The sequence below is a fragment of the Pseudomonas sp. BT-42-2 genome (assembly GCF_025847435.2).
Classification (GTDB): domain Bacteria; phylum Pseudomonadota; class Gammaproteobacteria; order Pseudomonadales; family Pseudomonadaceae; genus Aquipseudomonas; species Aquipseudomonas urmiensis.
The window spans coordinates 17,706-30,717 of the sequence record NZ_JAOYTM010000025.1 but is presented as its reverse complement, the minus strand read 5'-3'; the positions used below and the strand labels follow the sequence as shown (position 1 = coordinate 30,717).

The 13,012-nt window shown below is 61.5% G+C and carries 11 protein-coding genes; 6 read left to right on the top strand and 5 right to left on the bottom strand.

The genetic code is table 11. The features are described 5' to 3' along the window. Positions 1-2: 2 nt before the first annotated feature. Complete coding sequence (locus OIU19_RS23915) at positions 3-1,325, bottom strand: DEAD/DEAH box helicase (protein ID WP_186557487.1); 1,323 nt, start codon at positions 1,323-1,325, stop codon at positions 3-5. Positions 1,326-1,468: 143 nt separating this feature from the next. Here OIU19_RS23915 and OIU19_RS23910 point away from each other — a divergent pair, with 143 nt between their 5' ends. After that, positions 1,469-2,770 (top strand): mechanosensitive ion channel family protein, encoded by a 1,302-nt coding sequence (locus OIU19_RS23910; RefSeq protein ID WP_264237085.1) that lies wholly within the window; start codon positions 1,469-1,471, stop codon positions 2,768-2,770. A gap of 48 nt (positions 2,771-2,818) precedes the next feature. Here OIU19_RS23910 and OIU19_RS23905 read toward each other — a convergent pair whose 3' ends face one another. From OIU19_RS23905 to OIU19_RS23895, 3 genes are all read right to left on the bottom strand, one after another. Beyond that, positions 2,819-3,697, bottom strand: a complete 879-nt coding sequence (locus tag OIU19_RS23905; protein WP_264237084.1) for a carboxylate/amino acid/amine transporter — start codon at positions 3,695-3,697, stop codon at positions 2,819-2,821. 259 nt (positions 3,698-3,956) lie between these two features. Continuing rightward, positions 3,957-4,556, bottom strand: a complete 600-nt coding sequence (locus tag OIU19_RS23900) for an FMN-dependent NADH-azoreductase (protein ID WP_264237083.1) — start codon at positions 4,554-4,556, stop codon at positions 3,957-3,959. A gap of 108 nt (positions 4,557-4,664) precedes the next feature. After that, positions 4,665-4,979, bottom strand: coding sequence for a 3-phosphoglycerate kinase (locus OIU19_RS23895; protein ID WP_264237082.1), 315 nt, complete (start codon positions 4,977-4,979; stop codon positions 4,665-4,667). Between the two features lie 48 nt (positions 4,980-5,027). Between OIU19_RS23895 and OIU19_RS23890 the strand changes: the two genes are divergently transcribed. The 4 genes from OIU19_RS23890 to OIU19_RS23875 all read left to right on the top strand — a co-directional run bounded on the left by OIU19_RS23890 (position 5,028) and on the right by OIU19_RS23875 (position 9,221). Then, on the top strand, positions 5,028-5,951 hold the full coding sequence (locus OIU19_RS23890) for a LysR family transcriptional regulator (protein WP_186557482.1): 924 nt from the start codon (positions 5,028-5,030) through the stop codon (positions 5,949-5,951). Positions 5,952-5,962: 11 nt separating this feature from the next. After that, entirely contained in the window at positions 5,963-6,775 is an 813-nt protein-coding gene (locus tag OIU19_RS23885; RefSeq protein ID WP_264237081.1) for an alpha/beta fold hydrolase, read from the top strand. Then, positions 6,769-7,326 (top strand): peptidylprolyl isomerase, encoded by a 558-nt coding sequence (locus OIU19_RS23880; protein WP_264237080.1) that lies wholly within the window; start codon positions 6,769-6,771, stop codon positions 7,324-7,326. The genes OIU19_RS23885 and OIU19_RS23880 overlap by 7 nt, the downstream gene beginning before the upstream one ends. A gap of 62 nt (positions 7,327-7,388) precedes the next feature. After that, the gene (locus OIU19_RS23875) at positions 7,389-9,221 is read left to right on the top strand and encodes an ABC transporter ATP-binding protein (protein WP_186557479.1); all 1,833 of its coding nucleotides are present in this window, start codon (positions 7,389-7,391) and stop codon (positions 9,219-9,221) included. A 120-nt stretch (positions 9,222-9,341) separates the two neighbouring features. On the opposite strand, the gene OIU19_RS23870 is transcribed toward OIU19_RS23875, so the two are convergent. Next, positions 9,342-10,469, bottom strand: coding sequence for a GNAT family N-acetyltransferase (locus OIU19_RS23870; RefSeq protein ID WP_264237079.1), 1,128 nt, complete (start codon positions 10,467-10,469; stop codon positions 9,342-9,344). Positions 10,470-10,722: 253 nt separating this feature from the next. On the opposite strand from OIU19_RS23870, the gene OIU19_RS23865 reads away from it, so the two are divergent. Further along, positions 10,723-11,967, top strand: a complete 1,245-nt coding sequence (locus OIU19_RS23865) for a putative porin (protein WP_186557477.1) — start codon at positions 10,723-10,725, stop codon at positions 11,965-11,967. Positions 11,968-13,012 lie beyond the last annotated feature (1,045 nt).

Here is a 13,012-nt window from a genome sequence, read left to right as displayed (position 1 = left end):
CCTTACTCAGCCTTCGGCGCGCGCTTTTTCAGCGGCGCCATGCCATCGGAGCTGGTCAGCGGTGCGTTTGGCCGTGGCTTGGCGGTGGGCTTGCGCTTGGCAGCGGCCTTCTTGTCGCCGGTTTTCTTGTCGACTTTCTTTTTCTTGACGCCGGCAGCCTTGCCGGAAGCCTTGACCTTCTTCGGCCCGCTGTAGGTGCCTTTGACCTCCTTGATCACTCGGCGCTCGAACTGCTGCTTGAGGTAGCGTTCGATGCTCGACATCAAGTTCCAGTCGTTGTGGGTGATCAGCGAGATCGCCAGACCTTCGCCACCAGCCCGGCCAGTACGGCCAATGCGGTGCACATATTCGTCGCCACTACGCGGCATGTCGAAGTTGATCACCAGGTCCAGACCGTCGATGTCCAGGCCACGTGCCGCCACGTCAGTGGCGACCAGCACCTTGGAGCCACCCTGCTTGAAGCGCTCGATGGCCAGCTTGCGGTCCTTCTGGTCCTTCTCGCCGTGCAGCACGAAGGCTTTGACATCCTTGGCCACCAGATGACCATAGACGCGGTCAGCCAGGGCGCGGGTATTGGTGAAAATGATCGCCTTCTGGAAGGTCTCGTTGTCCAGCAGCCACTGAACGATCTTCTCTTTGTGCTGGTCGTGGTCGGCGGTGATGATCTGCTGACGAGTGCCTTCGGCCAACTGCGAGACGCTGTTGAGCATCAGGTGCTCAGGGTTTTTCAGCACTTTGCCAATGATGTCGCGCAGCGCTGCGCCGCCGGTGGTGGCGGAGAACAGCAGGGTCTGCTCGCGGTTCTCGCACTCTTTGCACAGGCGCTCCATGTCTTCGGCAAAGCCCATGTCGAGCATGCGGTCAGCCTCATCCAGCACCATGACCTGAACGTGGGAGAGGTCGAGGTTGCCCGCGTTCAGATGCTCGAGCAGGCGGCCTGGGGTGCCAATCAGCACGTCCGGCACCTTGCGCAGCAGCGCAGCCTGTTCCTTGAAGTCTTCGCCGCCAGTGACCAGGCCCGACTTGATGTAGGTGAACTGGGAGAACAGCTGCACCTGTTTCAAGGTCTGCTGGGCCAGTTCGCGGGTCGGCAGCAGGATCAACGCACGGATTTCAACGCGCGGGCCACCCAGGTCAGCCAGGCGGTTGAGCATCGGCAGGACGAAAGCTGCGGTCTTGCCGCTGCCGGTCTGCGCCGTCACCCGCAGGTCACGCCCTTGCAACGCCAGGGGGATGGCCGCCGCCTGCACCGGAGTCGGCTCGACAAAGTTCAGCTCGGCCACGGCTTTGAGCAGGCGTTCATGCAGGGCGAATTGGGAAAACACGGGGACAACCTCGGGCAAGTACGTAAATTCAGTTGCATAGGGTAACGTTTTCCGCCGCCATAACCGAATTTTCTTTTAGCAACTTTTGGCCGATCCGCGCTCTAATCGTGCCTCGTTCCGCAACATAGACCGCTGTAACGCTCATGGACATTCAACGACTCTGGCACGACACCCTCGACCTCTGGGGCACCCTAGACCAACATCCGCTGCTGCATTCTGCCCTGGGCCTGGCGGTACTGCTGCTGATCTCCCTAGTACTCGGTCGCCTGGCGCGCTTCCTGGTGCTGCACACCAGCCGCCTGCTGGCCCGTCAACAAGCGCTGAAGTGGCTCGACGACCTGCGCCACAACAAGGTGTTTCATCGCCTGGCGCAGACCACCCCTTCGCTGATCATCCAGTTCGGCCTGAAGCTGGTCCCGGAACTTGGCAACACCGCCCAGCACTTTCTCGGCAATGTTGCCCTGGCGTTCACCCTGCTGTTCATGACCCTGGCGGTTTCATGCCTGCTCGATGCCCTGCTGGACATCTACGCCCGCACCGAGCATGCCCGCACCCGCTCGATCAAGGGCTATGTGCAGTTGGCCAAGATGGTCCTGTGGGTGCTCAGCGTCATCGTCATCATCGCCACTCTGATCGACCGCTCGCCGCTGTTACTGCTATCGGGCCTGGGCGCCATGTCGGCGGTGCTGCTGTTGGTGTACAAGGACACCTTGCTGTCATTCGTGGCCAGCGTACAGCTGACCAGCAATGACATGCTCCACGTCGGCGACTGGATCGAAATGCCTCAAGTCGGCGCTGACGGCGATGTGGTGGACATCACCCTGCACACGGTCAAGGTGCAGAACTTCGACAAGACCATCGTTTCCATCCCGACCTGGCGCCTGATGAGCGAGTCGTTCCGCAACTGGCGCGGCATGCAGCAGTCTGGTGGGCGACGGATCAAGCGCAGCCTGTTCATCGATGCTGCCGGTGTCCGCTTCTTGACCCGCGAGGAAGAACAGCGCCTGACCCAGGTACGCTTGCTCGGTGATTACCTGGCCAGCAAGCGCCAGGAACTGCAGAACTGGAACGAAGCGCTGGGACCCGTAGCCGAGTTGTCGGCTAACCGGCGGCGGCTGACCAACATCGGTACTTTCCGTGCGTTTGCCCTGGCCTATTTGCAGAACCATCCTGACGTGCAGCAAAGCATGACCTGCATGGTGCGGCAGATGCAGACCACCGCTGAGGGCGTGCCCTTGGAGATCTACTGCTTCACCCGCACCACGGCCTGGGCTGATTACGAGCGCATCCAGGGTGATATCTTCGATTATCTGCTGGCCGTGCTGCCGGAGTTTGGCCTGAGTCTGTACCAGCAGCCGAGCGGCAATGACATGCGTGCAGGGCTCGCCGCCCGAGCGCCAGTTGAAACGCAGGCGCAGCGCCTTACACAAACCGCAGAGGCCTGAAGAACCAAAGGCGCCGAACAGGCGCCTTTTTTACAGGCAGTGTCTTGATCAGGTGGAGGTCTGCTGCGAGCGAGCAGTCCGATTGCCGCCCAAGCGACTGAGCCACACCGAGGCCAGAATTACCGCGCCGCCAATGAACAATCGCCCCAGCGGCTCGTGCTGATTCCAGATCAGCAAATTGAGCAGCAGCCCGACCGGCACATGCAGGTTGTTCATCACCGCCAAAGTCGCGCCAGAAACCAGGCAGGCGCCCTTGTTCCACCAGTACAAGCCCAGCGCAGTCGGACACAGGCCCAGGAACAGCAACACCAGCCACTGCACATCGGTGCTCGGCAGGTGCTGGGCATTGCCAAACAGCAGGAACGCCGGCAACACCACGATCAACGCGCCCAGGTAGAAATAGCCAAACCGCTTGTAATGCGGCAGATCGCTTGGGTGACGGGCAACCAGGTGACGGTACAGCACCTGGCCGGCGGCATAGGTGAAGTTGGCCAATTGCAGCAACAGGAAGCCGATGAAGAAGTCGCCGCTGATGCTGTCCATACGGATCACCGCGGCACCCGCGACCGCGACCAGTGCAGCGAGCAGCGCCCAAGGGTTGAAGCGGCGGTTCAGCGCATCTTCGATAAGGGTCACGTGCAGCGGCGTGAGAATGGTGAACAGCAACACTTCCGGCACGGTCAGCACGCGGAAACTCAAGTACAGGCAGACGTAGGTGATGCCGTACTGCAACGCACCGATCAACAGCATCGAGCGCATGAAGCGCGGTTCGACCTGACGCCAGCGGGTGAGCGGCAGGAACACCAGGCCGGCCAACACCACCCGCGCCAAGACCGCGAAATAGCTGTCGACATGCCCGGCCAGGTATTCGCCGATCAGGCTGAAGGAAAACGCCTGGATCAGCGCGACGATAATCAGGTAGCCCATGGTGCTCTCTCGTAAATCAAGGCGGCGACCTTAGCCGGTTGGCAAAAACCGATCAACTTGGCGTAGCGCCCTGAGCGCGGGGCAAGCCCGCTCCCACGGGTAGGGCTGACGGCGCAATACACGTGGGAGCGGGCTTGCCCCGCGATCAGGGCGGACCAGGCGCTAGAAAAACTCCAGGCATAAAAAAGCCCGACCATCATATGGCCGGGCAGGCACACCCAAGGAGCAACAGGTGTCAGGGTTGGGAATTGGTCGGTACTCAGGCCACCGCAGCCAGCTTGGCCTTGGCCTGATTCAGCCCCTTCTCGTGGAAGTCGCCGCTCATGTTCAGGCCTTCGGCATGAATGAAAGTCACGTCATGGATACCAATGAAGGCCATGACCTGGCGCAGGTACGGTTCCTGATGGTCGCTGGTGGCGCCGGCATGGATACCACCGCGGGCAGTCAGGACAATGACACGCTTGCCCGTCAGCAGCCCCTGTGGACCGGTCGGGGTGTACTTGAAGGTGATACCGGCGCGCAGTACATGATCGAGCCAAGCCTTGAGCGTGCTCGGGATGGTGAAGTTGTACATCGGGGCAGCCATCACCAGTACATCGGCGGCCAGCAGTTCATCGGTCAATTCGTTGGAACGCTCCAGGGCTTCGCGCTCGATCTGTGAGCGTTGATCCTCAGGCTTCATCCAGCCACCCAGCAGGTTGGCGTCCAGGTGCGGCACTGGAGTCACCGCCAAGTCACGCACATTGATGTCGTCGGCCGGATGCGCCGCTTGCCATTGGGCAATGAAATCTCGGGTCAATTGACGCGAAACGGAGTCCTGCTGGCGGGCGCTGCTTTCGATGATCAATACGCGGGACATGGGTGCCTCCATCGGCAAATAGGGTGCGATTCGATGGAGGAAAGATTAAGGGTTGACCTATCGATAAAAAAGCGTAAAAAGTGGGTTCAATCTATCGACTAATCCGTTTTATTCCGGTTTACAGCTCAAACCGATCCGCAGCTTGATGATCTGCCGGTTGAACTTGGCGGTAACGTCCACGCTTTGCTTGGCCGGCACATTGACCCGACGCACCCGTGGCGCTTCCGGGCCATTGCGGAAAGTGACCTTGCACGACGCCGCAACCTCACCATAGTTGTTCAGCGAGATGCTGCCGATGTCGTAGGCCGTGTCGTAGGCGGTGTAGTCGACCTTGACCCCGGTCACCTGCTTGTCGACATCGATGGGATATGCCATGGCGGTAAGGGGCAGGCACAGCAGTAATGCCACACAACTTTTCTTCATAGAGCGCTCTCCTTGAAAGAGCGCAGCTTAGGACAACAGGAGCTGAAGATGAAAGCGCCGCGCGTAACCCTGGATCAGTGGCGAACCCTGCAGGCAGTGGTCGATCACGGAGGGTTTGCCCAGGCCGCCGAGGCCCTGCACCGCTCACAATCGTCGGTCAGCTACACAGTGGCACGCATGCAGGAGCAACTTGGCGTGCCGTTGCTGCGCATCGACGGGCGCAAAGCCGTGCTGACCGAAGCTGGAAACGTGCTGCTGCGCCGCTCGCGCCACCTGGTCAAGCAGGCCAGCCAGCTCGAAGACCTGGCCCATCACATGGAACAAGGCTGGGAGGCCGAGGTGCGCGTGGTGGTCGATGCCGCCTACCCCAGCGCCCGCCTGGTGCGCGCCCTGAGCGCGTTCATGCCGCAGAGCCGAGGCTGCCGCGTGCGGCTGCGCGAAGAGGTGCTGTCTGGGGTCGAGGAAGTCCTGCATGAAGGCATCGCCGACCTTGCGATCAGCAGCTTCAGCATCGGTGGCTACCTGGGCACCGAACTGAGCTCGGTGGAGTTCGTCGCCGTCGCCCACCCCGAACACAGCCTGCACCGCCTGGGCCGGGAGATTACCTTCCAGGACCTGGAGAGCCAGTTGCAGGTGGTAATCCGTGACTCTGGCCGCGCGCAACCCAAGGATGTCGGCTGGCTGGGCGCTGAACAACGCTGGACGGTCGGTAGCCTGGGCACTGCGGCCACTTTCGTCAGCAGCGGCCTGGGCTTTGCCTGGCTGCCTCGGCACATGATCGAGCGCGAGTTGCGCGACGGCGTGCTCAAGCCATTGCCGCTGGATCAGGGTGGCAGTCGCCATCCACTGTTCTACCTTTACTCCAGCAAGGAAAAGACCCTGGGCCCGGCCACGCAGATCCTCATCGACCTGCTGCGCAATTTCGACACTGCGCCCCTGGACGTGCCCTTCGCAGCCCCGCCGCAAGCCTGAGGACCGCGCCCATGGCCTATTTCGAACACGAAGAATGCACGCTGCATTACGAGGAATACGGCCAGGGCGAGCCCCTGGTGCTGTTGCATGGGTTGGGCTCCAGTTGCCAGGACTGGGAGCTGCAGGTGCCCGAACTAAGCCGGCACTACCGGGTGATCCTGATGGATATCCGCGGCCACGGCCGCTCTGACAAACCCCGCGACGGCTATCAAATCGCCACCTTCAGCGAAGACCTGCTGGCCCTGCTCGAACACCTGCGCACCGGTCCGGTGCACTTCGTTGGCCTGTCGATGGGCGGCATGATCGGCTTTCAGTTCGCCGTCGACCACCCGTTGTGGCTACGCAGCCTGTGCATCGTCAACAGCGCCCCCGAGGTCAAGCGACGCACCCGCAGCGACTGGATATGGTGGGCAAAACGCTGGGGCCTGGCGCGTCTGCTCAGCGTCGAAACCGTCGGCAAGGGCCTGGCCGAGCGGCTGTTCCCCAAACCCGAACAAGCCGATCTTCGCCAGAAGATGGCCCAGCGCTGGGCACGCAACGACAAGCGCGCGTACCTGAAGAGCTTCGACGCCATCGTCGATTGGGGCGTGGCGGAACGCATCGGCCAGATCGGCTGTCCCACCTTGGTGATCGCCGCCGACCACGATTACACCCCGATACAACTGAAACAGCGCTACGTCGCCTTGATACCCCAGGCTAGACTGGCAGTCATAGAAGATTCCCGGCACGCTACACCCCTCGATCAACCCGAGGTCTTCAACCAGACCCTGCTGCACTTTCTAGCAGCCGCCTCCACCTCTCAAGGATCTTTGAGCCCATGCTGAAAAAACTCCTGCTCGCCGCCTGCTCGGTTGCCTTCGCCACCAGCGTCATGGCCTCGGACAAGACCCCGCACGTTCTGCTCGACACCAGCTTCGGCCAGGTCGAAATCGAGCTGAACGCGGAAAAAGCGCCGATCAGTACCAAGAACTTCCTTGAGTACGTCGACAGTGGCTTCTACAACAACACCATCTTCCACCGTGTGATCCCAGGCTTCATGGTCCAGGGCGGCGGCTTCACCGAGCAGATGGTGCAGAAGAACACCAACGACCCGATCCGCAACGAAGCCAGCAATGGCCTGCACAACGCCCGCGGCACCCTGGCCATGGCCCGCACCTCCAACCCGAACTCGGCCACCAGCCAGTTCTTCATCAACGTTGCCGACAACGCCTTCCTCGACCCAGGTCGCGATGCCGGATATGCCGTGTTCGGCAAGGTCACCAAAGGCATGGACGTGGTTGACCAGATCGTCAATTCGCCGACCACTATCAAAAAAGGCATGCGTGATGTACCGGCCGATCCGGTGTTCATCAAGTCTGCCAAACGCATCGACTGAGTGCAGGCCTCACAGGGATGTGAACCGCCTGCAGGTCGGGTAGAACAGGAGTTGTAACCCCCATGCTGTACCGCCGTTTCGAGCAATTGATCGACATCTTCCGCGAAGCGCCGAGCGAGGCGCCTCCGAGTACGGTGTGGCCGTTCTACCTCTACTACCTGCGTCAGGTGTGGCCGAGCTTCTTGGCCCTGCTGATCGTTGGCCTGGTCGCCTCGTTGATCGAGGTGGCCATGTTCAGCTACCTGAGCCGGATCATCGACCTGGCCCAAGGCACGCCCAACGCCAACTTCTTCAGCGAGCACAGCGGCGAGCTGATCTGGATGCTGGTGGTGGTCCTGCTGCTGCGTCCGGTGTTTTTCGGCCTGCACGATCTGCTGGTGCACCAGACCATCAACCCGGGGATGACCAGCCTGATCCGCTGGCAGAACCACACCTATGTGCTCAAGCAGAGCCTGAACTTCTTCCAGAGCGACTTCGCCGGGCGCATTGCCCAGCGCATCATGCAAACCGGCAACTCCCTGCGCGACTCAGCGGTACAGGCGGTTGACGCGCTGTGGCACGTGTTGATCTATGCGATCAGCTCGCTGGTGCTGTTCGCCGAGGCTGACTGGCGGCTGATGCTGCCGCTGCTGGTCTGGATTGCCTGCTACATCGCCGCGTTGCTGTACTTCGTGCCGCGGGTCAAGGAGCGCTCGGTAATTTCCTCCGATGCGCGCTCCAAGCTGATGGGGCGCATTGTCGATGGCTACACCAACATCGCCACCCTCAAGCTGTTCGCCCACACCGACTACGAGCAGCAATACGCCCGCGAGGCGATCCGCGAGCAGACCGAGAAAACCCAGCTGGCCGCTCGCGTGGTGACCAGCATGGACGTGGTGATCACCACCCTCAACGGCTTGCTGGTCGTCACCACCACAGGGCTTGCGCTGTGGCTGTGGACCCAGTCACTGATCACGGTAGGCGCCATCGCACTGGCTACTGGCCTGGTGATTCGTATCGTCAACATGTCCGGCTGGATCATGTGGGTGGTCAACGGCATCTTCGAGAACATCGGCATGGTCCAGGATGGCCTGCAAACCATTGCCCAGCCGGTGACGGTCACCGACAGCCCCAACGCACCGGTGCTCAAGGTCACCCGCGGCGCAGTGCGCTTCGACAACGTGGGTTTCCATTACGGCAAAGGTGGCAAGGTCATCGACGGCCTCAACCTGGACATTCGCCCTGGTGAGAAGATCGGCCTGATCGGCCCTTCTGGAGCAGGCAAATCGACCTTGGTCAATCTGCTGCTACGCCTGTACGACCTGGAAAGCGGGCGCATCCTGATCGATGGACAGGACATCGCCGAAGTGAACCAGGCCAGCCTGCGCGCGCAGATCGGCATGATCACCCAGGACACCTCGCTGTTGCACCGCTCGATCCGCGACAACCTGCTGTACGGCCGCCCCGATGCCAGCGAACAGGCGTTGTGGGAAGCCGTGCGCGGGGCCAGGGCCGACGAGTTCATCCCGCAGCTGTCCGATGCCCAGGGGCGCACTGGCTTCGATGCGCATGTGGGTGAGCGCGGGGTCAAGCTGTCTGGCGGACAGCGTCAGCGTATCGCCATTGCCCGGGTGCTGTTGAAGAACGCACCGATCCTGATCATGGATGAGGCCACCTCGGCGCTGGATTCAGAGGTGGAAGCGGCGATTCAGGAAAGCCTGGAGACCCTGATGCAGGGCAAGACGGTGATCGCCATTGCCCACCGGCTGTCGACCATCGCCCGGATGGACCGGCTGGTGGTGCTGGACAAAGGGCATATCGTCGAAAGCGGAACCCATGCCGAACTGCTGGCGCACCAAGGGCTGTATGCGCGCTTGTGGCATCACCAGACCGGCGGTTTTGTCGGCGTCGATTGAGTTTCAGGCTGGCGCGCCCCCATCGCGGGGCAAGCCCGCTCCCACGATAACCAGATGCAGCTATGCAGCCATTGCGTGGGAGCGGGCTTGCCCCGCGATCAGGCTGCAACAGTCCCCCCATCAATCCCGCCGATAAGGCAGCATCCCCCGCGCCTCTTCGGCATAAGCCCTGACCCCCTCGCGCTCCTGCCCAAGAAAATCCTCCACCGCCCGCCTCAACCCCGGATGCAACAGGTAGTGCCACGACCGCGTAATCACCGGCTCAAATCCGCGAATCAGCTTGTGTTCGCCCTGCGCCCCCGCATCGAAGCGCTGCAAGCCTTGGGCAATGGCAAAGTCCATGCCTTGGTAGAAGCACGTCTCGAAGTGCAACCGATCGAACTCGGCCAGGCACCCCCAATAGCGCCCATACAAGCTATCGCCGCCCACCAGGCTCAGCGCCATGGCCACATCCCGCCCCGCCTGGCGCGCCACCACGACGCGGATCGCCTCGGGCATGCGCTCGGCCAGCAGGCTGAAAAACGCCCGCGTGAGGTACGGCGTTCGCCTACGTACGGCATAGGTGTTGGCGTAACACAGATAAACGAAATCCCACTGCGCTTGGCTCAGCTCATCGCCGCGATACCACTGGAAGTCGATACCCTGCCCCAGCACCTGCTCACGCTCCTTGCGCATCTGCTTGCGCTTGCGCGAGCTGAGGGTATCAAGAAAATCCTGGAAATCCCGATAGCCCTGATTGCGCCAATGAAACTGGCAACCCAGGCGCTCCATCCAGCCCGGCAGACCGGCAATCGACTGGTCCAGGGCGCTGTCGGTGAAGTTGATGTGGGCGCCCGACAAGCCACCCTTGCCCAGATACTCAGGCAGCGCCTGCAACAACAGCAGGCCATCGGCAGGATCGTCGGTTAGCAATCGCGGGCCACTGACCGGGCTGAACGGCACGGCGCCCAGTAACTTGGGGTAGTAGGCAATCCCGGCGCGCTCACAGGCATCGGCCCAGCCGTGATCGAACACGTACTCGCCGAACGAATGCCATTTGCGATAGGCCGGCAGCACCGCGCGCACCTGCCCGTCACGCTCCAGGATCAAGTGCTCGGCAGCCCAGCCGGTGGCGGGCACGACGCTGCCGCTGTCCTCCATCGCTGTGAGAAACGCATGCCTTAGAAACGGCTGGCCGGCGGGCACCAGCGCATCCCAGGTCGCCACTGGCAGGTCGCGCAAATGAGCAAGGCTGTACAGGCTGATCACGGTTTCAACTCTCCAAGAGGCGCCTGCCAGTATCCCGGATGCAGGGCGCGACTGACAAACCTCAAGCGCACTGACAGCGGTTTTCTTAACGGCAGTGCCACTAAATAGACATTATTCTGTCATCCCCCCTCGCAATACTTGCGCCTGTTTTCCGGAACCCCAGCGACCTGTCTATTCAGGCCTTTTCCGAAGACTTGCCAACTCGGGGGCGGGCGCACAAGCCTCCCCATACTTTTCCAACAGGGAGAACCTTATGCGTCTTGTTTCTACACTTACTGGAGTGAGCCTCACCGGCCTGATGCTGGCTCTGAGTACTCCAGCCAGTGCTGCAGTCGACGCCAAGCTGCTCGAAATGCTCCGCGCCAACGGCTCGATCAACCAGGCGCAGTACAACGAACTGCAGGCCGACCTGTCGAAGGAAACCAAGGAAAAGGCAGACATGAAGGCTCAATCCGAGCGGATGAGCTCCTTTGAACAGAAGGTCGCCTGGGCCGCCAAGACCCAGATCAAGGGCGATGTGCGCTTGCGCTACGAAGACGTCAACGTCGACGAACCGAACAGCTCCAGCGGCAACCAGGACCGTCAGCGCGTGCGTGCCCGCGTTGGCTTCTACAGCGAAATCAACCCGCAGGTCGACGCCGGCATCCGTGTCGCCACCGGCAGCAGCGCTGACCGTCGCTCGACCAACCAGAGCCTGGACAACTACTTCGACAAGAAGTCGCTGTGGGTTGACCTGGCCTACCTCGACTGGCACCCGACCGCCCTGCCCGGCCTGCACCTGATCGGCGGCAAGATGGCCCAGCCTTGGGTCAGCATGGGCGACATCATCTGGGACAGCGACATCAACCCGGAAGGTGTGGCTGCTACCTACAAGACCGACCTGGGCGGCGCCGAAGTGTTCGCCAGCGCGGGTCAATACACCCTCAAGGACAACGTCGACGGCGACGGCGTGCAGTACAAGCACGACGCCCAGGTCTACCACGGCCAGCTGGGGGCGAAGTTCGCGCCGATGGATGCCCTCAAGGTCACCGTGGGTGCGAGCATCTATGGCTACGACAACGACAAGGAAGCCACCATCCTGCAGTCGTTCGGCAACACCACCAACGAGTTCAACCTGGTGGAAGGCTTCGGTCAGATCGACCTGACTGGCCTGGCTGTCCCGCTGTCGGCCTATGGTCAGTACGTGAAGAACACCGAGAGCACCGATGGCGAAGACCAGGCTTGGCTGGCGGGCCTGAAGACCAAGCTCGGTGCCTGGAGCCTGGACTACAACTACCGCGATGTGCAGCGTAACGCTGTGGTCAGCCTGTTCACCGACTCTGACTTCGGTAACGGCTTCACGGGTTCGCGCGGTCACAAGTTCAAGGTGGGCTACGAGATCGACAAGAACTTCTCGGTGGGTGCTGCTTATCTGATGGCCAAGACCGACCTGTCGCAGTTGCCTAATAGCAATGCTGATGTCGATACGTTGCAGGTGGATCTGGAAGCTAAGTTCTAAGGTGTAGTTGCTCTGCGTTAGTGAAAGCGGGAAGTGCCGAACCCCATCCGGCGCTTTTCGCTTTTTTTCGTTGGGGTTGGGCTTGGGCTGGGCTGGGCTGGGCTTGGGCTTTTAGAGTTTTGAGCATATCCATTGGCGAAGGTGGCGCTGAGTCACCTTTCCGCCCTTACGGCGGGTCACTTTTGGTCGTGGCCAAAAGTAACCAAAAGCCGTGCGCTCCACCATCCGGCCCTACGCTGCGCTCCGGGTCCCCTCGCTTCGGTGCCTTCCGGGCCCGCGCGGCCTACGATTTGCTACGCAAATCTACATCTCGCGCCTTCGGCTACGCCGAAGGGTGCTGCGCACCTGGCCCTACAGACACCTACGCTCGGCCTCCTGAAGTCGCGAAGTTAGTGGCGGCGCCTGGGCTGGCGTTATCTGGCGATAGTGACAGGTGTGGTGGATAGTCGGACGCCATCGCGGGGCAAGCCCGCTCCCACAGGCTCACCGCCAGCCAGAAGAACGGCGCCGTGCCTGTGGTAGGTGTGGTGGACATTCTGGCCTCTTCGCGGGCAAGCCCGCTCCCACAGGGTCCGTGGGGTTCGCAGTATCTGCGTGGGGTCAGTGCTGGCTCAACGCTGGACGTAAATCGACGCGGTAACTGTGGGAGCGGGCTTGCCCGCGAAGAGGCCAGAACAAACAACACAGCAGAAAAATCAAAATTTGGCTTTGGCTTTGGCTTTGGCTTTGGCTTTGGCGAGAGCGTAGCGATTCGCTGCTCTTGATCTTCGTGCGCGCAATTCCAGGCGACGCAGATTCGCGACTTCAGGAGGCTAAGCAGAGGTGCCTGTAGGGCCAGGTGCGTCAGCACCCTTCGGCGTAGCCGAAGGCGCGAGATGTAGATTTGCGCAGCAAATCGTAGGCCGCGCGGGCCCGGAAGGCGCCGGCGCGAAGGGATCCCGCCACGGGCGGGACTGATGGTGGAGCGCAGACCTTTTTGGTTACTTTTGGCTGGGCCGGCACACCGGGCGTTTGCCAAAAAGTGACTCGCCGTAAGGGCGGAAGG

What these genes read in the sequence shown, in the direction of transcription:
- OIU19_RS23880 (WP_264237080.1), top strand. Translation starts at nt 6,769, where the DNA reads ATGCTGAAAAAACTCCTGCTCGCCGCCTGCTCGGTTGCCTTCGCCACC.
- OIU19_RS23895 (WP_264237082.1), bottom strand. Translation starts at nt 4,979, where the DNA reads ATGAAGAAAAGTTGTGTGGCATTACTGCTGTGCCTGCCCCTTACCGCC.
- OIU19_RS23900 (WP_264237083.1), bottom strand. Translation starts at nt 4,556, where the DNA reads ATGTCCCGCGTATTGATCATCGAAAGCAGCGCCCGCCAGCAGGACTCC.
- OIU19_RS23875 (WP_186557479.1), top strand. Translation starts at nt 7,389, where the DNA reads ATGCTGTACCGCCGTTTCGAGCAATTGATCGACATCTTCCGCGAAGCG.
- OIU19_RS23905 (WP_264237084.1), bottom strand. Translation starts at nt 3,697, where the DNA reads ATGGGCTACCTGATTATCGTCGCGCTGATCCAGGCGTTTTCCTTCAGC.
- OIU19_RS23890 (WP_186557482.1), top strand. Translation starts at nt 5,028, where the DNA reads ATGAAAGCGCCGCGCGTAACCCTGGATCAGTGGCGAACCCTGCAGGCA.
- OIU19_RS23910 (WP_264237085.1), top strand. Translation starts at nt 1,469, where the DNA reads ATGGACATTCAACGACTCTGGCACGACACCCTCGACCTCTGGGGCACC.
- OIU19_RS23865 (WP_186557477.1), top strand. Translation starts at nt 10,723, where the DNA reads ATGCGTCTTGTTTCTACACTTACTGGAGTGAGCCTCACCGGCCTGATG.
- OIU19_RS23885 (WP_264237081.1), top strand. Translation starts at nt 5,963, where the DNA reads ATGGCCTATTTCGAACACGAAGAATGCACGCTGCATTACGAGGAATAC.